Origin of the sequence: Enterococcus hailinensis, assembly GCF_045862035.1 — a bacterium.
Classification (GTDB): domain Bacteria; phylum Bacillota; class Bacilli; order Lactobacillales; family Enterococcaceae; genus Enterococcus_A; species Enterococcus_A hailinensis.
In genome coordinates, this window is the sequence record NZ_BAAFRV010000002.1 from 212,969 (window position 1) to 234,285 (window position 21,317).

Consider the following 21,317-nt stretch of genomic DNA (forward strand, 5'->3'; position numbering starts at 1 on the left):
TTTTAATCCTGAACTATTGTATCAAGAATATCGCTATCTTTCAACTTAAATTCGAATATTAAATTTAAAATAAGTGTTTTAAGAGGTAAATCACGAACATTATTTTTGAAAAATTCTTTTTGAATAGAAAAAAAGCGCTAGGATCAACCTTGCGCTAAAATTCTTCTCTAGGAGATAAGGAAGAAAATTTATTGTATTCTTTGATAAAAAGTAACTCTACCGTCCCACGAGCTCCACTCCGGTTTTTTTCGATGATCACTTCAATCACATTACGATTAGCAGAAGAATCTTCCTCTTCTTCGCCCTCACGCTCATAATAATCATCTCGATACAAGAAAGCGACGATATCGGCATCTTGTTCAATAGAACCTGATTCTCGAATATCACTTAAAACTGGTCGTTTATCTTGTCGTTGTTCTACACCACGAGAAAGCTGTGACAATGCAATAATCGGTACTTTCAATTCTTTCGCTAGTTTCTTTAATTGACGAGAAATCTCAGAAACTTCTTGTTGACGATTTTCTCTTCCGGTACCTTCGATCAACTGTAAATAATCAATCAAGATCAAGCCTAAATTGCCCTTTTCTTTTGCAAGTTTATGACATTTTGCCCGGATCTCAGATATTTTTATTCCTGGTGTATCGTCGATATAGATATTTGAACGTGACAAACTTCCCATTGCTACAATCAAGTTCTGCCATTCTTCTTCAGATAATTGACCTGTTCTTAAATGACTAGCTTCTATAGAACCTTCGGCACAAAGCATCCGGTTTACTAATGATTCGGCACCCATTTCCAAACTAAAGATCGCAACTGATTTATCTGTTTTGGTTCCAACGTTTTGAGCAATATTTAACGCGAAAGCTGTCTTACCTACTGCAGGTCGAGCAGCTAGAATGATTAATTCTTCCGATTGCAGACCGGCAGTCATTTTATCTAATGCTGCGTAACCTGTAGGCAATCCAGTAATTTCTTCGTCATTTCGAGCGAGCTGATCAATATTTTCAATTGCTGTATTTAAGACTTCACTGATCGTCAAAAAACCACTCTTATTTCGACGTTCAGAAACTTCCATGATATTACGTTCAGCAGTGTCTAAAATCGTCTGAACGTCGTCTCTTTGCTCAAAACCTTGCGTCACGATATTCGTTGCTGTTTGGATAAGATTTCGCAATAATGATTTCTCTTCAACGATTTTGGCATAATACCCTACATTTGCTGCTGTAGGAACGCTTAGCGCTAATTCTGATAAGTAACTTAAACCGCCAGCATCTTCTAATTGATTCTGCTGTTCTAGTAACTCTTTGATTGTAATGACATCAATGGCTTCATTTCGGTCATTTAATTGAATCATTCCTCGAAAAATCAATTGATGTCCCCGAAGATAAAAATCTTCTGGAACTATGTATTCCATAGCCGTAATCAAAGCATCTGTGTCTAAAAAAATGGAACCCAATGTAGCTTGCTCAGCTTCGACACTTTGAGGCGGCACACGATCTTGCAACATTTCGCTCATGTCTATTTACGCTCCTCTTCGTCCATCTATTTTACAAAATCTACTTAGTAAATACAATAAAAATAAGAGCAAGAGTGTTAGTTGAAAATCTCAAAAAACGCTCTTGCCCTCTTTAATTATCAGATGGACCATTAGTTATTCTTCAATTACGTGTACATTGATGATTCCTTCTACTTCACTATGAAGTTTGACCGGAACTTTCGTATAGCCTAATGTACGAATTGGATTTTCCAATTCAATTTTACGTTTATCTATTTTTAAATCGTATTGTTTTTTTAATCCTTCAGCAATTTGTTTTGAAGGGATTGACCCAAATAATCGGCCGTCTTCGCCACCTTTAGCTTTGATCTCAACAACAGTATCTTCTTTTGCTAAGAATGCAGCGACTTCTTTTGCTTCTGCTAAAACTTCTGCAGCTTTTTTATCTTGGGCTTTTTTCTGTCCGCTTAATTCAGAAATACTACTTTTAGTAGCTTCTTTTGCTAAATTGTTTTTCAATAAAAAGTTTTGTGCATAGCCTGTTGGGACTTCTTTGACATCTCCCTTTTTACCTTTACCTTTGACATCTTGCAAGAAAATTACTTTCATTCTTCTGTCCCCTCCGTTAACTGTTTGTTGATTGCGCGCAATAATTGCTCTTTGGCTTCTGTGATCGTAGTATCCATAAGTTGTGTCGCTGCATTTGTAAAATGTCCACCGCCGCCTAATGCCTCCATCACTCTCTGGACGTTTATCGTCCCAGAACTTCTTGCACTAATAGCAATGACACCATCAGTTCTTTTAATGATAACGAATGCTGCATTTATATCAACCATAGATAATAAGGTATCTGCTGTTTTAGCTGCCGTTACACTATCATATCCTTGATCATCTGTCCCTGTAGTAACAACAATATCATCTCTAACATAATCACTAGCCCCTATCAACTTACTAATTTCTAAATAAGATTGAATATCCGTGCTTAGTAAATATTGTACTAAAGAAGCATCTGCACCACAAGTCTTTAAATAACTAGCAACATCAAACGTACGTGCCGTCGTTCGAACAGCAAAATTTTTGGTATCTACCGTGATCCCCGCTAATAAAAGAGTCGCTTCCATCTTACTCATTCGACGACCTTCATTGCTCTTAAACTGAATCAATTCTGTTACAAGCTCTGAGGTTGAAGACGCAGAAGACTCGATATATGTTAATAAAGATTGCTCTGGAAACTCTTCTCCTCGCCGATGATGGTCAATAATTACAATATTCTCAAATTGTTCATATAACTCTTGATCAATCGATAATGATGGTCGATGGTAATCTACCATTACTAATAAATCACCAGCTTTACGCTGCTTCTTAGCTACGTCTGGTGAAATCACTAAATTTTCTAACTCACTATTTTCATGAATTTCAGCTAAACAACGATCTACATCAGGAATTGTCTCATTTTCATTTATCACCACTTGAACATTTTTATCATAGTAGCGACCAAGACAGGCAACGCCAAAAGCTGAACCGATAGCATCCATATCTGGGAATCGATGACCCATCACATAGACATTTCCTGTTTGATTAAAGACATTTTTTAATGCTGTCGACATTGCACGAGAGCGTACGCGTGTCCGTTTAGCAGCACTAGCTGAATTACCACCATAAAAAACAGGTTTTTGATCTTTTACTGCATTTTTTACAACAACTTGATCCCCACCACGTACTAAAGCAATATCTAAATTATTTTGTGCTTCATCACCAATTATTTCTAAAGATTCATCACCGTAGCTGATTCCCATACTAATGGTTATTAACATATCCTGTTTTTCAGCAGAAGCTCGAATATGTTCTAAGAGATCAAAATTATTCTCGATCATTTTTTCCAAATCATTATAGCGGGCGAAGATATAGAAACGCTCAGCATTCACACGCTTATAAAAAATTTGATAAGAATCCATCCAATCAGAAATAATTGTCGTAATAAATGAATTTAAATTTGAGATTTCTTTATCATCTCTGCGATCAATAACATCGTCATAATTATCTACTGAAAGAATCCCTACTACTGATTGCTGTTGCTTCTCTCGATTCTCCAAAGCATATTCCTTTGTTACATCAATCAAATAGACAATTTTTTTTTCAATATCTATCTCAAAATGATAAAGAGTACTCTCAATCTTATAAACTGTTTTTCCTTTTTCGGCCCGTTGCAATAATTCATTCACCATGTCTTGCTGATCTGCTTCAGATAAGCTTTGAATTTTTTGGCTTATGGCCGGATTCATCCACGTAAATAAATGATCCTTATCCCACGTAATAATTCCTACTGGCATATCATTAGAAACATATTTAAGCGCTTCTTGCGCTCTTCTTGATGCATACTGAATCCTTTGTTGATTGCTTATCTCAATATGTCTACGTAAGACTATTACATATATCCATAATAATACATCGATTAAGATAACAATTCCAGCTGTCAAATAGTTAGCTGTCAAAAGAAAGATTGATCCTACTTGAATAATTAATAGCCCGATAAAAATTGCAGACCATTTCATTCGCGAAATTTTCTCCATTTAAAACCTCCCCACTCATTTTTATATATTTAATCAAATACCTATATAAAAAAGAATATATTGGTTAACAAATTAATTTTATCACACTCTTCTTCTACAAGCGACTTTCCGTAAGTTTCACGTGGAACAAAAAAAGACTTCATAAAAATGAAGTCTTTGATTACAATATTTTATTCTTCAGAGACGAATGCTAATAAGCCCATAATACGAGCGCGTTTGATAGCGATCGTTAATTTACGTTGGTTTTTAGCGCTAGTTCCAGTTACACGACGAGGTAAAATTTTACCACGTTCGCTAATGAAACGTTTTAATAATTCGATATCTTTATAATCGATGTATTCGATATGGTTAGCTGCAATATAGTCTACTTTACGACGTTTGCGACCTCTTCTTTGTTGTGCCATTCCGTTTCCCTCCTATTCAATTGTTAGAATGGTAAATCATCATCTGAAATGTCGATTGAGGATCCACTAAATGGATCTGAATCTCGATCGAAGTCAGGCATAGTGTTCTTAGCTGACTGAGAGGATTGATTATAATTGTTGTTAAAATTATTTCCTCCACTTTGGAAACTGTCATCATTAGAACTTGGGTTCTGTTGACGTTGTTCGTTTGCAGAACGAGATTCCAATAACTGGAAGTTTTCAGCAACAACTTCTGTCACATAGACACGTTGACCTTGCTGATTTTCATAATTTCTGGTTTGGATACGGCCAGTCACACCTAAAAGAGTTCCCTTGCGCGCATAATTTGCTAAAGTTTCTGCTGATTTACGCCAAATCACACAATTGATAAAGTCTGCTTCACGATTACCGCTTTGATTCGTAAAATTACGATTCACAGCTAATGTAAACGTAGCTACTCCAGTACCATTTGCTGTATAACGCAAATCAGGATCCTTTGTTAAACGACCAACTAATACAACATTATTAATCAAAGTAAAGCCAGCTCCTTTCTCGTCAATTGTTTCACGTGAAACAATTATTCTTCAATCTTAACGATCATGTGACGGATAATGCCGTCATTGATTTTTGCAAGACGATCGAATTCGTTAACTGCACTAGCTGTTGTTGGCGCAGTTACATTGACGATGTGGTAGATGCCTTCACGGAATCCGTTCATTTCGTAAGCGAAACGGCGTTTTTCCCAATCTTTTGAATCGATAATTTCAGCGCCATTATCTTTCAAAATTGTATCGAAACGTTCTACTAAAGCAGTTTTTGCTTCTTCATCAATGTTCGGACGAATGATGTATGTGATTTCATACTTCGTATTTTGACTCATTGATTTTCACCTCCCTATGGACTATAGGCTCTCAAATTTCTTAAGAGCAAGGAGAGCGATCTAAAATTTTCTCTAGACTACTCACAAATACTGATTATACACAATCGCCTTTCAAAAATCAACTATTTCTTTACTTAAGCTACGAAAAAGAGCTGAGATTACTCTCAACTCTTTTTCATCATTTTACTTTTTATTAAGCTTCTGAATCATTTTGTGTTTCTTCAACGACTGTTGCTTCTTCCACATTAGTTTCTTCATCTTCTTTATCTACGATTGCCATAGTAACAACTTTCGTATTTTCTTCCATCTTCATTAGACGGACACCCAATGTTGCTCGACCTGTTTGAGATACTCCAGCAACATTAAATCGAATAATAACACCTTTATCTGTGATCAATAAGATATCTTCGTCTCCATTGACAGCAGTTAATCCAGCTAATGGTCCATTTTTTTCTTTAATATTTGCAGTTTTGATTCCTTTACCGCCGCGTCCTTTGATTGGGTACTCAGAAGCTTTAGTACGTTTTCCATACCCTTTTTCAGTAATTACTAGCACTTCTTGTTCTTCATTTAAGACAGCCGATCCAATCACATAATCTTCATCGCGTAATCGAATTCCCCGTACACCACTAGCTGTACGGCCCATGTCCCGAACTGCCTCTTCCTTGAAGGTAACAGAATAACCATCGTGTGTTCCAATAATGATCGTTTCATCGCCTTCAGTAGACATAACGTTTACTAATTCATCACCCTCACGTAATCCAATCGCAATCAACCCATTAGCACGGATATTAGAGAAGGCTGTGACAGTTGTTCGCTTCACAGTTCCTTTCTTCGTAACAAAGAATAGGAAGTGTCCATCTTCTGCTTTTCCATTCACTGCAATTACAGCTTGAATTGTTTCGCTCGAATCAATACCTAATAAATTAATTATTGGTATTCCCTTAGCTGTACGGCCGTACTCAGGTATTTCATATCCTTTCGCACGGTATACACGACCACTATTAGTAAAGAATAATAATGTGTCATGTGTTGAACATGATACTAATTTTTTCACGAAGTCATCATTATGGATGCCCATTCCTTGGACACCACGACCACCGCGACGTTGCGAACGAAACTCTGTTGAAGCCAACCGTTTGATATAACCATTATTCGTTAAGGTAATAACGACATCTTCTTCTTCAATCAAATCTTCGTCTTCTAAACTCAATACTTCGCCGACTAATAATTCTGTTCGACGATCATCACCAAATTTAGCTGCAATTTCAGCTAATTCAGTCAGTATGATTTCTATTACACACTCAGGACGTGTTAAAATGTCTTCTAAGTCACGAATCGTTTTTAAGAGCTCTTGATATTCATTTTCAATTTTCTCACGTTCTAAGCCCGTTAAACGGCGTAGACGCATATCCAAGATAGCTTGTGCTTGGCGATCTGATAATTCGAAACGCTCAATCAAAGTAGCTTTAGCTATATCGTCAGAAGCAGAGCTACGAATCGTTGAAATAATTTCATCAATATGATCCAAAGCAATGCGTAAACCTTCAAGAATATGAGCACGTGCTTCAGCTTTTTTCTTATCAAAAATTGTTCGACGAGTAATAACGATTTTTTGATGTTCTACGTAGTTTTCTAAAATTTGTTTCAAATTAAGGATACGTGGAACACCTTTTTCGATTGCTAACATATTAAAACTAAATGACGTTTGTAGGGAAGTCATTTTGTATAGATTATTTAAAATCACTGATGCACTGACATCTCGACGAACTTCGATAACAATTCGCATACCTTCGCGAGAAGATTCATCGCGTAGATCGGTAATCCCTTCTACTCGTTTGTCGCGGTGTAATTCAGAGATACGTTCAATTAATTTTGCTTTATTTACCATGTAAGGCAACTCAGTCACGATAATTCGCTCTTTGCCATTTTTTTGCTCTTCAATCTCAATTTTAGCTCGTACTGTAATTGAACCTTTCCCAGTTTCATAAGCACGACGAATACCTGATTTCCCCATGACTAATCCTCCGGTTGGAAAATCTGGTCCTGGGATTACTTCCATCAATTCTTGCGTCGTTGCTTCAGGATTATTCACTAACAATTCGATCCCGGCAATTACTTCACGTAAGTTATGCGGCGGGATATTCGTGGCCATCCCAACGGCAATACCTGTTGCACCATTAACTAATAGGTTAGGAAAACGAGCTGGTAATACATCAGGTTCGCGTTCGCTGTCATCATAGTTTCCATGAAAGTCTACAGTATCTTTGTTGATATCGCGCAACATTTCCATCGCAATTTTACTTAACCGAGCTTCGGTATAACGCATAGCTGCGGCGCCATCACCATCCACGGAACCAAAGTTACCATGTCCATCCACTAACATATTGCGATAGCTAAAACTTTGTGCCATCCGTACCATTGACTCATAAATTGCACTATCACCATGAGGATGATATTTACCCATAACATCCCCAACGATCCGAGCAGATTTTTTATGTGGTTTATCTGGTGTAACTCCTAATTCGTTCATTCCATATAAAATTCGACGGTGTACAGGTTTCAATCCATCTCTTACATCCGGTAATGCCCGTGCCACAATAACGCTCATTGCATAATCAATGAAGGATTCTCGCATTTCACTGCTTAGATTGACGTCATGTATATTTTCTTTTCGATCTTCCAAAATGATCCTCCTCACTAAATATCCAAATTCTTAACGTAGTGTGCATTTTCTTCAATAAACGCACGGCGTGGTTCTACTCGATCTCCCATTAACATTTCAAAGACTTGATCGGCTTCAATCGCGTCATCAACGCTTACACGCAGCATTAAACGATTTTCTGGATCCATCGTTGTCTCCCATAATTGATGATCATCCATTTCACCCAAACCTTTGTAACGTTGAACATTTGGTTTTGGTGTCGCTGGTAGTTCAGCAATTTTTTGAGCTAATTCTTCTTCTGCATTTTTTCCTGGTTGAATATAAGTAATATTCTTTCCTTGTTTGATTCCATATAGCGGTGGTTGCGCAATATAAACATAACCGGCTTCCACGATTGGTCTCATATAACGATAGAACAAGGTCAACAACAACGTCCGAATATGTGCACCATCGACGTCAGCATCCGTCATGATTACTAATTTATGATAACGAGCTTTTGATACATCAAAATCTGCTCCAAAGCCAGTTCCCATTGCAGTAAATAATGAACGAATTTCTTCATTAGCTAAAATTTTATCCATTGAAGCTTTTTCTACATTCAAGATTTTTCCACGAATCGGTAAAATTGCTTGGAACTCACGACTCCGCCCTTGTTTAGCAGATCCGCCTGCAGAGTCTCCTTCGACGATGAATAATTCGCATTTTTCAGGATCGTTACTTGAACAATCAGCTAATTTACCTGGTAAATTACTGATTTCTAATGTTCCTTTACGACGTGTAACTTCACGTGCACGTTTAGCAGCTAATCGTGCTTTTGATGCTAAAATCCCTTTTTCGACGATTCGACGACCAACAGAAGGATTTTCCATTAGGAATTTCAAGAAATTCTCTGAGAACAAACGATCCGTTACTGTTCTTACTTCTGAATTTCCTAATTTAGTTTTTGTTTGACCTTCAAATTGCGGTTCTGGATGTTTGATAGAAATAACTGCAGTCAAACCTTCACGAACATCTTCACCAGATAGGTTTTCATCATTGTCTTTCATGATTTTTTGTTTACGAGCATAGTCATTGATCACACGTGTCAATGCTGTTTTAAAACCAAATTCATGCGTTCCACCTTCATAGGTATGGATATTATTGGCAAAACTTAAGATGTTTGTATGGTAACCATCAGTATATTGCATTGCTACTTCTACAGTGATATCTTGTTGCTCACCTTCTACATAAACAGGTTCTTCAAAAATCACGGCTTTATTATGATTCAAATGTTCTACATAACTTTTGATTCCACCTTCATAATGGAATTCACGTAAAACAGGTTCTTCCTCACGTTTGTCTTCAATCGAGATTTTCAAGCCACGGTTTAAGAAGGCTAATTCTCTAACACGAGTGGCTAATTTATCAAAACTAAAAACCGTTGTTTCGGTAAAAATCTCAGGGTCAGGACTAAAGTGAACAGTTGTCCCATGTTGCTCTGTATCGCCGATAACTTTTAAATCATCTACGATTGCTCCACGACGGTATTCCTGGAAATAAACTTTTCCATTTTTAAATACACGTACGTCTAGGCTAACAGATAATGCATTTACAACAGAGGCTCCAACGCCGTGAAGTCCCCCAGATACCTTGTATCCGCCACCGCCGAATTTCCCTCCGGCATGTAAAATCGTATATACTGTTTCCAATGCTGGACGACCTGTTTTTGCTTGAATATCAACTGGAATCCCGCGTCCATCATCACTGACAGTGATGCTATTGTCTTTTTCAATCACTACATGAATATGAGTAGCAAATCCTGCTAAAGCTTCATCAATCGAATTATCCACGATTTCCCATACAAGATGGTGTAAGCCTTCCGTACTTGTAGATCCAATATACATACCAGGACGTTTGCGAACAGCTTCTAAACCTTCTAGTACCTGGATCTGACTGGCATCATATTCTTGAGCACGTTCTTGTAAACTCTTTTCCTCTTCTGTCATTCAGTTTCTTTCCTTTCTATCTGTCCTTGATGGACATAAAAAACATCTGGATGAACCGTCATTTTTCCTTTTACATGATTCAAAGTTGTTGTTGTTAAAAAAGTCTGCACCTTGTTCTCGATCGTTTCTAATAAATGAATTTGACGATTATCATCAAGTTCACTCATCACATCATCTAAAAGTAAAATGGGATATTCACCGGTTTCTTGTTTCATCAAATCAATTTCTGCTAATTTAACACTCAAAGCAGTTGTTCGTTGTTGTCCCTGAGAACCATATGTTTGAACATTTTTTTGATTGACTTTAAAAATCAGGTCATCTCTATGTGGCCCTAAAAAGGTATTACCTTTAAAAATTTCTCGTTTACGATTTTTTTGCAGTTCCGTCATAAAAATTGTTCGAATAGCTGCCACATCTTCGTCCTCAATTGGAAGGCTAGCTTCGTATTCAATCGTCAAATTTTCCATTTGATTCGTAATTTTCCCATGAAGTTCATTTGACCAATGCTCTAATTTTTTTACAAATTGCAAACGACTGGTTAACACCTTACTTCCGAATTCCACCAATTGTTCTGTCAAAATATCTAAGTAGATCATATCTGTCTGCTTTTTCTCAGATAATTGTTTTAAATAAAGATTACGCTGTTTCAATGTTTGCTGATACTGAGCCAAGTCGTATAAATAAACAGGATTGATCTGACCTAATTCCATATCAATGAAGCGGCGTCTTGTCTGAGGACTACCTTTGACTAACGATAGATCCTCTGGAGCAAATAAAATGACATTTAATTGTCCTATGTAGCTACTTAATTTTTTCTGTTCGATATGATTGACTTTAGATTTCCGACCTTTTTTTGTTAACTGTAGTTCTAACTCTAACTCACTCGTTCCCCGATCAATTCTACCTTTTATTAAGGCAAAATCATCATTCCATCCGATCAATTCTTGTTCACTATTTGTCCGATGACTACGTGTTAGTGCTAAAACATAGATACTTTCCAATAGATTCGTTTTTCCTTGAGCATTTTCTCCTAAGAAAATATTTAATCGATTAGGAAATTCCAGAAATAACTCTTCATAATTGCGATAATTTCTTAGTTCAAGCTTATTCAGCTTCATTATTTTCGGTCCTATTTTTGACCATAAAAAAAGTTCCTACCTCAGGAATTTCAATCATCATTCCCGGATAGAGCTTTCGGCCACGGCGATTTTCTAACTCACCATCTACAAAGACTGTTTCTTCCGCTAAAAACCATTTCGCTTGTCCACCACTAGAAATTACATTGACCTCTTTAAGCAGTTGACCTAACGTCATGAACTCCGTTTCTAAAAAAACTTTCTGTTTCACATTCATCCCTCATTTTCATGCTAGAAACACTACTTTATTATACCTTTTTTTTAAGGATAAAACAAATTAACTCGTTATATTTTACGATATAAGAAGTTTTAGCTGGTTTTATTTAAATTACTCAAAAAAAAGTAAAAGGCCTTAAAATCGATTTTAAGACCTTTTACAGCAAATTTAACTTTTACATAATTTTTCATTCTTTTCATGAAACTTATAGATTATCGTTCTAATTTGTACGAACTGGTGTGATCAATTGAATAAAGGAAACATCTCCTTCACTCGGTTCCAAAGTGAATGGACGAATTGATGAAATAAATTGAATTTTGATATTCATATCACCAAAAGCTCGTAAGGCATCTTTCATATAATCTGGGTTGAAAGAAATTTCTAAAGGATCACCACTAACTTGTTCGTAGACTAATTCTTCTTCTACTTTACCAATTTCAGGTGAATTACCATACAAAATAACAGAATTATCACTGATAGCTAAGCGTACAATATTATTTCGACCTTCATGAGACAATAATGATGCCCGTTCAATTGCAGCTAAAAATGTTGGAACTGAAAATACCAATTCTGTGTTAAAACTTGTTGGGATCAAACGATTTGTATCCGGATAATTTCCTTCTAGTAAGCGAGAGTAGAAATACATCGTTGGTGTTTTAAACAATACTTGATTTTCCATGATACTAATCTCAACTTCTGCCTCTTCATCAGACAATGAACGAGATAATTCAACCAAACTTTTACCAGGTATAACAATATCAAAATCTTTACTTGCATTCTCTACTGGGACAATACGTTGGCTTAAACGATGTGAATCTGTCGCCACTGCAAGTAATTGTCCGTTATTCATTGTAAAGTGAACCCCTGTAAGGATTGGACGACTTTCATGTTGTGAAACCGAAAAAACTGTTTCACTAATCAATTTTGTCAACATGTGGACAGGGATTTTTAATTGATTTTGCTCTTCCACTACTGGTAAATGTGGATAATTATCTGCGTCTAACCCATTAACCGTAAAATGAGCAGCTCCGGAAGAAATCAAAACTTGATGATTTTCTTGAACTTCTAATGTGAAAGTTGATTCTGGTAAGCGACGAATGATTTCACTAAAGAAGCGAGCTTGTAAAACGATAGTTCCTATTTCTGCAATCTGAAGTTCGGCTTTTTCGTCATCTGTGGCTAAAAAAGTCTCGATTGATATATCTGCGTTACTTCCTGTTAAGTTTAAACCATCGTTATTCAATTCAATTTTTACTCCTGTAAGAATTGGAATTGTCGTTTTAGTTGAGATAGCACGTTGTACTGTTTGCAATTCTTGAATGAAGCGAGCGCGATTAATTGTAAATTTCATAGTGAAACTCCTTTTTATTTAGTTAAGTAATATAAGTAATATAAGTAGTAGGTCCTGTTAATCTTGTGGAAAAGTGAAAGTAAATATTGGTATCATAAGTTTTCCACTTGTGGAAACAGTGTGGAAAAATAGTGTTTTGTTTTTCTCTTTTTCCACAGACTAACCTAATAACAAATTCTTGATTTCTGATATTTCTTGTTGCATGCTACTATCGGTTTTAACTAGATGACTAATTTTTTCGTGAGCATGAATGACGGTCGTGTGATCTTTACCGCCAAATTCGGCTCCAATTTTTGGTAACGAATTTTCAGTCATTTCGCGTGAAAGATACATAGCGATTTGGCGTGGCACAACGATTGCTTTGACACGCTTCTTCCCTTTTAAGTCCTTTACTTGGATATGATAAAATTTTGCTACTTCTTCTTGGATCGTAGTAATCGTTAGTTGTGAGTTACTTGTGCCTTTCAAACTCTTCAAGGCATCTGCAGCAATACTTGTAGTAATATCGGCATTATTCATAGTAGCAAATGCTTGAACTCTAACAAGTGCACCTTCTAATTCTCGGATATTAGAATCAATTTGCCCTGCAATGTAACTCAATGTATCGTCTGGAATTTCTAAATTTTCTGCTTGTGCTTTTTTTCGTAAAATAGCTGTTCTTGTTTCAAGGTCCGGTGGTGTAATATCCACAGACAAGCCCCAAGCAAAACGAGAAACTAAGCGTTCTTGAAGTTTAGGAATTTCATTCGGTAAACGATCACTGGTTAAAACGATTTGTTTATTATCATTATATAGATTCTCAAATGTATGGAAAAACTCCTCTTGTGTAGCTTCCTTGTCAGCAAAAAATTGAATATCATCGACTAAAAGCAAATCAACCTTGCGATATTCTTGACGAAATTCCTCAGAAGTTTTATTTTTGATCGAATTAATAAAATCATTTGCAAATGTTTCACTAGAAACGTATTTTACTTTAGCATCAGGATTAATCTCTAACATTTGATGGCCGATCGCGTGCATCAAGTGAGTTTTCCCCAAGCCAACTCCCCCATAAAAGAAAAGTGGATTATAAATAGATCCAGGTTCTTCAGCAACCACTAAAGCAGCTGCATGTGCCATTTGGTTACCTTTTCCGATAACAAAAGTATCAAATGTATATTTAGGATTGAGCATTGCTCGCTTGGTAACTTCTACTTTAGGAGCTTCTTCTTTTTCTGTAATACTAACTGCAGGTGCCTCATCAGGTGTCACAAATACAGGCATGATCTCATCCCCTGTGACTTTAAACCCTATTTCTACAATTTTAGCAGCTAAATGTTTTTCCCAATAGCGCTTATGTAAATCGCTGGTTACTTCAATTGTTAACTGATTATTTGTTAAAGCTAATGGTTTAGCTGTGCCTACCCAAGCATCATAACTGGCAGGATTAAGGTCGGCTTTATAGCGGTCCTTTAATTCCTGCCAGAAATTGTCTAATGAGGTCAAATAATTCGCCTCCTAATTTAATAAATTTCAGATAGCCTTACTTTATCATTTTTTCAATAAGTTTTCCACAACCTAACTTAGAATAAAATAAATAAATTACTTTTCCACATAATGTATAAAAATACAGAAAAATATACACACGCTGGAAAAGTCACCACGCAAGTCTTGTGTATAATTTTGAAAAGGAGAGATTTTCTCTGAAATAAGCACAGAATATTAAAAAATGAAGGGTTGATATGAGAGGGCTTAGGTGAGTTATGCACAAAACTTATCCACCTTGTTGATAAGTTTTCCATCCACCCTTTTTTTGTGGAAAAACAAGCGGAAAAATAGAGTTCATTTTTTTGTGGAAAACTATTATGCACAACAAGGTCTGCTTTATCCCCAAAAATTGTGGATAAAAAATTTTCTTTTTTATATTTGATGATTGACAAAATAGGGTGTGAGTCGTTATAATATTCAGGTATGTCTATGTAAAGTTAGTTATGGAGGTGTATTTTAAATGAAAAGAACTTATCAACCAAATAAACGTAAACGTCAAAAAGTTCATGGATTCCGTAAACGTATGAGCACTAAAAACGGCCGTCGCGTATTAGCAAGCCGTCGTCGTAAAGGAAGAAAAGTACTTGCTGCTTAAGCCACTGCTGGTCAGTGGTTTTTTTTGTATCCAATAATAGAGAATTTAAGAATTTTTCTACTAATAAGGATGATTCCTTATTTTGAAATATGGTATTATTGTCAGGTATAGATTGAAAAGAAACGAAGGAAACTAGATGAAGAAAAAATATCGGGTCAAAAAAGAACGAGAGTTTCAAAAGGTGTTTCAAGAAGGTGTTTCTTTTGCGAATCGAAAATTCGTAGTTTATCGTCTAGAGCCTTCTGGTCAAAAACATTTTCGAGTAGGGATTTCTGTAGGGAAGAAAGTGGGCAACGCTGTGATGCGTAATTACGTAAAGCGTCAAATACGTGCCGTATTACAAGAATTTAAAACAGAATTACCACCAATTGATTTTATTGTGATTGCTCGCCCAGCTACAAAAGACTTACCTCATGCTGAAATGCGTTCAAATCTACTACATGTTTTAAAATTAGCAAAAATACTGAGTTAGGAAGGAAACAGAAGTACGTGAAGAAATACAAAAGAATATTATTGATGACAGGATTGTTAAGTTTAGTCTTCTTGTTGTCTGCTTGTGGAACAAGCCAAGTAAGTGCACACAGTACGGGCGTGTGGGATCGTTACATCGTTTATTACTTCGGTCAAGCAATCAAAGGCTTATCATTTGGTAATGTCGGAATAGGAATCATCTTATTTACGATTATCATTCGAGTAATTTTGATGCCTTTAATGCATTTCCAGACCAAAAGTATGCGAAAAACACAGGAGCTCCAGCCTAAATTAAAGGCATTGCAACAACAGTACAGTTCCCGTGATCAAGAAACACAGCAAAAGCTTCAAGCAGAAACGAAAAAACTTTACGCAGAAAATAATGTTAACCCTTACGCGGGCTGTTTGCCGCTGTTAGTACAAATGCCAGTAATGATGGCTTTGTATCAAGCGATTTTAAGAATTCCTGAATTACGTTCAGGTCATTTCTTATGGTTGAATTTGAGTCAATCTGATCCATACTTTATTTTACCGATTCTTGCCGCGGTATTTACTTTTGCAAGTACGTATCTATCTAGCATGAGTCAAATTGAATCAAACGCTTCAATGAAAGTCATGAATTTTGCAATGCCAGTTATGATTTTTGTAATGGCTTTGAATTTGGCTAGTGGGTTATCACTTTACTGGGTGATCTCGAATGCTTTCCAAGTTGTCCAAACATTATTGATCAACAATCCATTTAAGATTCGTCGCGAACGTGAGGAAGCAGCGCGTCAAATCCGAGATAGAGAACGTGCACTAGAAAAAGCTAAACGTCCAAAGAAAAAACGCAAGAATTAAAAGCACTCCGTTTTTCAAACATTTCACTATTAATTTATATGATTTAAAAAAATCATTCAATACAGGTAAGGAGGTTTAATAAATGCCTATTTATGAAGGGCCAACAATTGATGAAGCCATTTCTCAAGGTTTAAATGACTTGGGGTTGAAAAAAGAAGCAGTTACTATTGATATTTTGACAGATGCTAAAAAGGGATTTTTAGGTATGGGGAAAAAAGATGCACGTGTTTCGATTGAACCCATTGAAATAGAAGAACCGATTGTTACTTCTGAATTGACAGAAGAGACTCCGGTAGATCCAGAGCCGCTTGCTGGAGTGTCGGAAACTACTGATTCCGCTGAATCAACGGATTTATTAGTTGATTTGGATGGAGATGCAGCGGTGAAAGAGCTAGCACTTTATTTGACCAATGTTACGAATGAAATGGGAGTACCCGCACTTGTTAAGATCCGACATGAATCAAATGGTTTGATTATAATGGATTTAGAAACTAGCAAGCAAGGAATGTTGATTGGAAAACATGGAAAAATTTTAAATGCTTTACAATACTTGGCGCAAGTTTTTTTGCATCGAGTAGCCAAAGAAAAATTATCCGTTGTGGTAAATGTTGGTAACTATCGCCAAAAACGAGAAGAAGTATTGACTCGATTGGCTAAACGAACTGCTGAAAAAGTGAAAGAAACAGGTCGTCCAGTCTTTTTAGAGCCGATGCCTGCCTTTGAACGGAAAATGATCCATGCAGCTTTGAGTAAAGATGATTACATCAAAACCCATTCTGAAGGAGAAGATCCTTATCGCTATTTAGTTGTTGAACCAGCTAAAAAATATTTTTAATGAAAGAGAAAAGAGTAGGTGAAGCTTACTCTTTTTTTCTTCATAAAAATTTGGGAAATACAAGGGTTTCAGAACGTGTGCTTGAATTGTTGAGAAAAGTATGCTAATCTAACACCAGAATTTTGTAGAATAAGCAGTCAAAGTGCTCAATCTACTCCTTAGGATAAGGGGTGGAGTAGGCACTTTTTTTATGTTCAAAAAGGATTTAATAGGAGGAATAACAGTGGCAGAGATCACATTAGAATTTGATACGATCGCAGCAATTTCAACACCGCCGGGTGAGGGTGCAATCAGTATTGTACGCTTAAGTGGTGATCAAGCGGTACAAATTGCAGATAGCATTTACCGCAGCGGAAAAAAAAGTTTAGTAGATGTTTCGTCACATACGATCCATTATGGACATATTGTTGATCCTTCCGATCAGCAAATTGTTGATGAGGTTATGGTCAGCGTAATGCGTGCACCCAAGACCTTCACCCGTGAAGACATCGTTGAGATAAACTGTCATGGAGGGATCGTAGTAGTCAATCAGTTGTTACAATTGGTTTTACGTTCGGGGGCACGTCTAGCTGAACCAGGCGAATTTACCAAACGTGCTTTTTTAAATGGTCGAGTAGATTTATCTCAAGCCGAAGCGGTAATGGATCTTATTCGAGCAAAAACAGATAAAGCAATGAATATCGCTATCAATCAATTAGACGGGAATTTATCACACTTAATTCGTAGTTTGCGTCAAGAAATTTTACAAACGCTTGCTCAAGTCGAAGTGAATATTGACTATCCAGAATATGATGACGTCGAAGAATTAACGACTCAATTATTATTGGAAAAAGCGCAGCAAGTGGGTCAACAGATCGATGCTTTATTATTGAATGCTAAACAAGGAAAGATTTTACGCGAAGGTTTGAGCACTGCGATTATAGGTCGTCCTAATGTTGGGAAATCGAGTTTATTGAACTATCTACTACATGAAGAAAAGGCAATCGTTACCGAAATAGCTGGAACGACTCGTGATGTGATCGAGGAATATGTGAACGTTCGCGGTGTGCCTCTAAAATTGATTGATACAGCGGGAATCCGTGAAACAGATGATGTTGTTGAAAAAATCGGAGTAGAGCGTAGTCGAAAAGCATTGAGTGAAGCGGATTTAATTTTATTAGTTTTAAATCAAAGCGAAGCATTGACTGCAGAAGACAAAGCATTACTTGAGGCAACGAATGGCTTGAAACGGATTGTTTTACTTAATAAAACTGATTTACCAAGCCAGCTTTCTCAAAGTGATTTAGCTGCCTATTTAGGCAGAGATGAAGTTTTTGCAATCTCAGTATTAGAAAAAGCTGGATTAGATCAATTAGAAGAAGCGATTGCGAAACTATTTTTTGGTGGTCAAACAGGTGAAAAAGATGCAACCTATGTTTCTAATACACGTCATATTGCCTTGCTTGAAAAAGCAGGTCAATCATTGGGCGAGGTTCGAAATGGCATCATAGCAGGTATGCCTGTCGATTTAGTTCAAATTGATATGACACGTTGTTGGGATTATTTAGGAGAAATCGTGGGAGATAGTGTTCAGGATGAATTGATCACACAATTATTTAGTCAATTCTGTCTAGGGAAATAGAAGAAGAGGAGCAACAATATGGAATACAAAGCAGGAAATTATGATGTAATCGTCGTTGGTGCCGGACATGCCGGTTCAGAAGCTGCTCTTGCAGCTGCGCGGATGGGACAAAAAACGTTATTAATAACGATTAATTTAGACATGGTTGCATTTATGCCGTGTAATCCTTCGATCGGTGGGCCAGCTAAAGGCGTTGTAGTACGAGAAATTGATGCATTGGGTGGTGAAATGGGACGTAATATCGATAAAACGTATATTCAGATGAGAATGCTGAATACGGGTAAAGGCCCAGCCGTCCGTGCATTGAGAGCGCAAGCAGACAAGCATGCTTATGCAGAGGAAATGAAACATACGATTGAAAAAGAAGAAAATTTAACCTTAAAACAAGGTGTAGTGGATCGTCTAGTAGTAGAGGATGGTGTTTGTAAAGGGGTTATCACTTCAACTGGAGCCGTTTATTCCGCGCAAGCAGTGATAATTACTGCAGGAACAGCTTTACGAGGTGAAATCATCATCGGAGAATTAAAATATTCATCAGGTCCCAATAACTCTCAACCTTCAATCAAATTAGCGGATCATCTTCAAGAATTAGGCTTGGAAATTCATCGCTTTAAAACGGGTACTCCACCACGAGTAAAATCTGGGTCGATTGATTATAATAAAACAGAAATTCAACCTGGCGATGAAAAGCCAAATCACTTTAGTTATCAAACTCCGGACAGCGTGTATTTGAAAGATCAAATTCCTTGCTGGCTAACGTATACAAATCTAAAAAGTCATGAAATCATTCAAAATAACCTTCATCGTGCACCAATGTTTACGGGTATTGTTGATGGAGTGGGTGCTCGTTATTGTCCATCGATCGAAGATAAGATTGTTCGTTTTGCAGACAAAGAACGTCATCAATTATTTTTAGAACCTGAAGGACGGAATACAGAAGAAGTATATGTTCAAGGATTGTCTACATCATTACCAGAAGATGTACAAAATGACGTTTTGCACTCAATCGAAGGACTAGAAAACGCAGAGATGATGCGTACGGGCTACGCTATTGAATATGATATGGTCGCACCACATCAATTACGTCCAACCCTTGAAACAAAAGTGATTGAAAATTTGTATACTGCGGGACAAACAAACGGAACTAGTGGATATGAAGAAGCTGCAGGTCAAGGATTGATGGCCGGAATTAATGCCGCTCTAAAAATCCAAGGAAAAGCACCATTCATTATGAAACGTAGCGATGGCTATATTGGTGTTATGATCGATGACTTAGTAACCAAAGGAACTAATGAACCTTATCGTCTATTAACTTCTAGAGCAGAATACCGGTTGATTTTGCGTCATGATAATGCGGATTTACGTTTAACAGAAACCGGACATAAGATTGGTTTAGTGGAAGAAGAAGAATATCAAGCATATCTAATCAAAAAAGGCCATATTGAGGCTGAGATGGCTCGATTACAAACAATTAGGATAAAACCTAACGAAGACGTTCAAAGCTTCTTACGAGCTAAAAATAGCGCAGAATTAAAAGACGGTGTTTTAGCTAATGATTTCTTGAAGCGTCCGGAAATTTCTTATCAAGAATTACTGCAATTCATCCCTGAAAATAATGAACTGGATAATAAAGAAATTGAACAAGTAGAGATTCAAATAAAATATGAAGGCTACATCAAAAAAGCGATGGAAAAGGTAGGAAAATTGAAACGGATGGAAGCAAAACGTATTCCTGATCGGATCGATTATTCAGCTATCAATGGATTAGCAACAGAAGCAAAACAAAAACTACAAAAAATCCAACCTGAAACAATAGCTCAAGCTAGTCGTATCAGCGGAGTAAATCCAGCGGATATCAGTATTTTAATGGTTTATATTGAACAAGGAAAGATTGCTAAAGTAGATAGTGAAAACGTATAATTCTTAGTGAAAAAAGCGGCCAGTACCTAATTAAATGTTAGGGACTGACCGCTTTTTTTTATTAAATTAATTCAAATTAATTGGTTGGATAAAATCGGCTTTCCAACATTCATCAATAGCATCATAATCAAAATACCAAGTTTGTAAGAAAGCTTGTTTTTTTCGCTTGCTGCCCGAGATTACTCTACCTGTGTCCACTAATTCTTCATAATCCAAACAAGTGAAATAAAGTTGGACTGAGAAACTATCCTCGTGGATAAGACGAAAATTAGATAGTTTCTTTAATGTGATCTTTTCTGTTCGATTCCTAATCCCTTGACTCTGTTGTGTTTCTAAAATACTTAAATGATTTTGATAAAGAGTAGGACTATAGCAATGTTTGGCCATAGCTAAATTACTCTGATTCCAAGCATTTTGAATGGTTAAAAAATTTTTTTTGATTTCTTGAATCAAATGTTGTTTCTTTTGTTTGTTACCAGGCAGAGAGAGTAAAAAATCTTGTTTAGCAGTTGTAGCTGCTCGATAAGATTGTACTTTTTTTCCAATTAACGATAGGCCAACAGTTCCTATAAAAAGGAAATATAAAAAAAAGGTTCGGAATGGTGAAAGGAAACTAATGCCGCTTGAATAATAAGTTTTTGATCGATGGGAGCCTCCAAAGCTGGTACTTCTGCTACCATGAGAGCTAGAACCATGGCTGATACTTCCTCCACTATGGCCGCCAGCAACTGCCGTTGAATGCGAAGGGAAAGCTGTTAAAAATAGAAAAATAAAAGCAATCAAAATGACTATTTTTTTCATTTGA

The 21,317-nt window shown here is 36.6% G+C and carries 19 protein-coding genes; 6 read left to right on the plus strand and 13 right to left on the minus strand.

Features of this window, described 5'->3' with window-relative positions; all coding sequences use genetic code 11:
- Positions 1-154 precede the first annotated feature (154 nt).
- From dnaB to dnaA, 12 genes are all read right to left on the minus strand, one after another.
- Complete coding sequence (gene dnaB / locus ACKTSC_RS02830; protein WP_407856762.1) at positions 155-1,516, minus strand: replicative DNA helicase; 1,362 nt, start codon at positions 1,514-1,516, stop codon at positions 155-157.
- A gap of 135 nt (positions 1,517-1,651) precedes the next feature.
- Entirely contained in the window at positions 1,652-2,104 is a 453-nt protein-coding gene (rplI, locus tag ACKTSC_RS02835) for a 50S ribosomal protein L9 (protein ID WP_332579924.1), read from the minus strand.
- On the minus strand, positions 2,101-4,065 hold the full coding sequence (locus ACKTSC_RS02840; RefSeq protein WP_407856763.1) for a DHH family phosphoesterase: 1,965 nt from the start codon (positions 4,063-4,065) through the stop codon (positions 2,101-2,103). The genes rplI and ACKTSC_RS02840 overlap by 4 nt, the downstream gene beginning before the upstream one ends.
- 170 nt (positions 4,066-4,235) lie before the next feature.
- Positions 4,236-4,469, minus strand: a complete 234-nt coding sequence (gene rpsR / locus ACKTSC_RS02845; protein ID WP_010742563.1) for a 30S ribosomal protein S18 — start codon at positions 4,467-4,469, stop codon at positions 4,236-4,238.
- Between the two features lie 23 nt (positions 4,470-4,492).
- A complete protein-coding gene (ssb, locus tag ACKTSC_RS02850; RefSeq protein WP_071858421.1) occupies positions 4,493-5,002 on the minus strand; it encodes a single-stranded DNA-binding protein in 510 nt (169 codons plus the stop codon).
- Positions 5,003-5,046: 44 nt separating this feature from the next.
- Positions 5,047-5,349: a 30S ribosomal protein S6 gene (rpsF, locus tag ACKTSC_RS02855; protein ID WP_071858420.1), complete on the minus strand. Its 303-nt coding sequence runs from the start codon at positions 5,347-5,349 to the stop codon at positions 5,047-5,049.
- A gap of 193 nt (positions 5,350-5,542) precedes the next feature.
- Entirely contained in the window at positions 5,543-8,035 is a 2,493-nt protein-coding gene (gene gyrA / locus ACKTSC_RS02860; RefSeq protein WP_407856764.1) for a DNA gyrase subunit A, read from the minus strand.
- Positions 8,036-8,049: 14 nt separating this feature from the next.
- A complete protein-coding gene (gyrB, locus tag ACKTSC_RS02865; protein WP_332579926.1) occupies positions 8,050-9,999 on the minus strand; it encodes a DNA topoisomerase (ATP-hydrolyzing) subunit B in 1,950 nt (649 codons plus the stop codon).
- Positions 9,996-11,117 (minus strand): DNA replication/repair protein RecF, encoded by a 1,122-nt coding sequence (gene recF, locus ACKTSC_RS02870; protein WP_407856765.1) that lies wholly within the window; start codon positions 11,115-11,117, stop codon positions 9,996-9,998. The genes gyrB and recF overlap by 4 nt, the downstream gene beginning before the upstream one ends.
- The gene (gene yaaA, locus ACKTSC_RS02875) at positions 11,104-11,346 is read right to left on the minus strand and encodes a S4 domain-containing protein YaaA (RefSeq protein ID WP_071858417.1); all 243 of its coding nucleotides are present in this window, start codon (positions 11,344-11,346) and stop codon (positions 11,104-11,106) included. Before yaaA ends, recF begins: the two co-directional genes overlap by 14 nt.
- Before the next feature lie 226 nt (positions 11,347-11,572).
- Positions 11,573-12,703 carry a DNA polymerase III subunit beta gene (dnaN, locus tag ACKTSC_RS02880; RefSeq protein WP_332579928.1) on the minus strand — a complete coding sequence of 377 codons (1,131 nt, stop codon included), beginning with the start codon at positions 12,701-12,703 and terminating at the stop codon, positions 11,573-11,575.
- A 159-nt stretch (positions 12,704-12,862) separates the two neighbouring features.
- A complete protein-coding gene (gene dnaA, locus ACKTSC_RS02885) occupies positions 12,863-14,188 on the minus strand; it encodes a chromosomal replication initiator protein DnaA (protein ID WP_332579929.1) in 1,326 nt (441 codons plus the stop codon).
- Between the two features lie 502 nt (positions 14,189-14,690).
- On the opposite strand from dnaA, the gene rpmH reads away from it, so the two are divergent.
- From rpmH to mnmG, 6 genes are all read left to right on the plus strand, one after another.
- Positions 14,691-14,825: a 50S ribosomal protein L34 gene (rpmH, locus tag ACKTSC_RS02890; RefSeq protein WP_006703104.1), complete on the plus strand. Its 135-nt coding sequence runs from the start codon at positions 14,691-14,693 to the stop codon at positions 14,823-14,825.
- A gap of 136 nt (positions 14,826-14,961) precedes the next feature.
- Positions 14,962-15,297: a ribonuclease P protein component gene (gene rnpA / locus ACKTSC_RS02895; protein WP_332579930.1), complete on the plus strand. Its 336-nt coding sequence runs from the start codon at positions 14,962-14,964 to the stop codon at positions 15,295-15,297.
- A 17-nt stretch (positions 15,298-15,314) separates the two neighbouring features.
- The gene (locus ACKTSC_RS02900; protein WP_332579931.1) at positions 15,315-16,136 is read left to right on the plus strand and encodes a YidC/Oxa1 family membrane protein insertase; all 822 of its coding nucleotides are present in this window, start codon (positions 15,315-15,317) and stop codon (positions 16,134-16,136) included.
- A gap of 82 nt (positions 16,137-16,218) precedes the next feature.
- Positions 16,219-16,971 (plus strand): RNA-binding cell elongation regulator Jag/EloR, encoded by a 753-nt coding sequence (gene jag / locus ACKTSC_RS02905; RefSeq protein WP_332579932.1) that lies wholly within the window; start codon positions 16,219-16,221, stop codon positions 16,969-16,971.
- Positions 16,972-17,194: 223 nt separating this feature from the next.
- Positions 17,195-18,592, plus strand: a complete 1,398-nt coding sequence (gene mnmE, locus ACKTSC_RS02910) for a tRNA uridine-5-carboxymethylaminomethyl(34) synthesis GTPase MnmE (protein ID WP_332579933.1) — start codon at positions 17,195-17,197, stop codon at positions 18,590-18,592.
- Positions 18,593-18,610: 18 nt separating this feature from the next.
- Complete coding sequence (gene mnmG / locus ACKTSC_RS02915; RefSeq protein WP_407856766.1) at positions 18,611-20,512, plus strand: tRNA uridine-5-carboxymethylaminomethyl(34) synthesis enzyme MnmG; 1,902 nt, start codon at positions 18,611-18,613, stop codon at positions 20,510-20,512.
- A 66-nt stretch (positions 20,513-20,578) separates the two neighbouring features.
- Here mnmG and ACKTSC_RS02920 read toward each other — a convergent pair whose 3' ends face one another.
- Entirely contained in the window at positions 20,579-21,313 is a 735-nt protein-coding gene (locus tag ACKTSC_RS02920) for a Tim44 domain-containing protein (RefSeq protein ID WP_407856767.1), read from the minus strand.
- Positions 21,314-21,317 lie beyond the last annotated feature (4 nt).

Excerpts from the sequence above, each read along its gene's own strand:
- dnaB (WP_407856762.1), bottom strand. The coding sequence starts at position 1,516 with ATGAGCGAAATGTTGCAAGATCGTGTGCCGCCTCAAAGTGTCGAAGCT.
- mnmG (WP_407856766.1), top strand. The coding sequence starts at position 18,611 with ATGGAATACAAAGCAGGAAATTATGATGTAATCGTCGTTGGTGCCGGA.
- ACKTSC_RS02920 (WP_407856767.1), bottom strand. The coding sequence starts at position 21,313 with ATGAAAAAAATAGTCATTTTGATTGCTTTTATTTTTCTATTTTTAACA.
- rnpA (WP_332579930.1), top strand. The coding sequence starts at position 14,962 with ATGAAGAAAAAATATCGGGTCAAAAAAGAACGAGAGTTTCAAAAGGTG.
- rplI (WP_332579924.1), bottom strand. The coding sequence starts at position 2,104 with ATGAAAGTAATTTTCTTGCAAGATGTCAAAGGTAAAGGTAAAAAGGGA.
- rpsR (WP_010742563.1), bottom strand. The coding sequence starts at position 4,469 with ATGGCACAACAAAGAAGAGGTCGCAAACGTCGTAAAGTAGACTATATT.
- jag (WP_332579932.1), top strand. The coding sequence starts at position 16,219 with ATGCCTATTTATGAAGGGCCAACAATTGATGAAGCCATTTCTCAAGGT.
- rpsF (WP_071858420.1), bottom strand. The coding sequence starts at position 5,349 with ATGAGTCAAAATACGAAGTATGAAATCACATACATCATTCGTCCGAAC.
- dnaN (WP_332579928.1), bottom strand. The coding sequence starts at position 12,703 with ATGAAATTTACAATTAATCGCGCTCGCTTCATTCAAGAATTGCAAACA.
- recF (WP_407856765.1), bottom strand. The coding sequence starts at position 11,117 with ATGAAGCTGAATAAGCTTGAACTAAGAAATTATCGCAATTATGAAGAG.
- ACKTSC_RS02840 (WP_407856763.1), bottom strand. The coding sequence starts at position 4,065 with ATGGAGAAAATTTCGCGAATGAAATGGTCTGCAATTTTTATCGGGCTA.
- gyrB (WP_332579926.1), bottom strand. The coding sequence starts at position 9,999 with ATGACAGAAGAGGAAAAGAGTTTACAAGAACGTGCTCAAGAATATGAT.
- rpmH (WP_006703104.1), top strand. The coding sequence starts at position 14,691 with ATGAAAAGAACTTATCAACCAAATAAACGTAAACGTCAAAAAGTTCAT.